Genomic DNA, 417 nt, shown 5'->3' on the forward strand with positions numbered 1-417 from the left:
GGGGTCGAGGCCGTTGACGGGCTCGTCGAGGATGAGGGTGTGCGGGTCGCCGATCAGCGCGGCGGCGATGCCGAGGCGCTGACCCATGCCGAGCGAGAAGCCCTTGACGCGCTTCTTCGCGACGGCCGCCAGGCCCGCGAGCTCGATGACCTCGTCGACGCGCTTGTTGCCGATGCCGTGCGTCGCGGCGAGCGCGCGCAGGTGCTGGCGTGCCGAGCGGCCCGGGTGCACCGCCTTGGCCTCGAGCAGCGCGCCCACCTCGGTCAGCGGTGCGGCCGAGCGCGCGAACGGCTTGCCCTGCACCGTGACGGTGCCGGCCGTCGGCTTGTCCAGGCCGACGATCATGCGCATCGTCGTCGACTTGCCCGCGCCGTTGGGCCCGAGGAAGCCGGTCACGCGGCCGGGCCTCAACTGGAA

General features: G+C 73.4%; 1 protein-coding gene. It reads right to left on the reverse strand.

The features are described 5' to 3' along the window. Positions 1-417: ATP-binding cassette domain-containing protein (locus G3I71_RS48630; protein WP_164325392.1), on the reverse strand; the 417-nt coding region annotated here is incomplete at both ends.

This window comes from Streptomyces sp. SID12501 (genome assembly GCF_010550245.1).
Classification (GTDB): Bacteria; Actinomycetota; Actinomycetes; order Streptomycetales; family Streptomycetaceae; genus Streptomyces.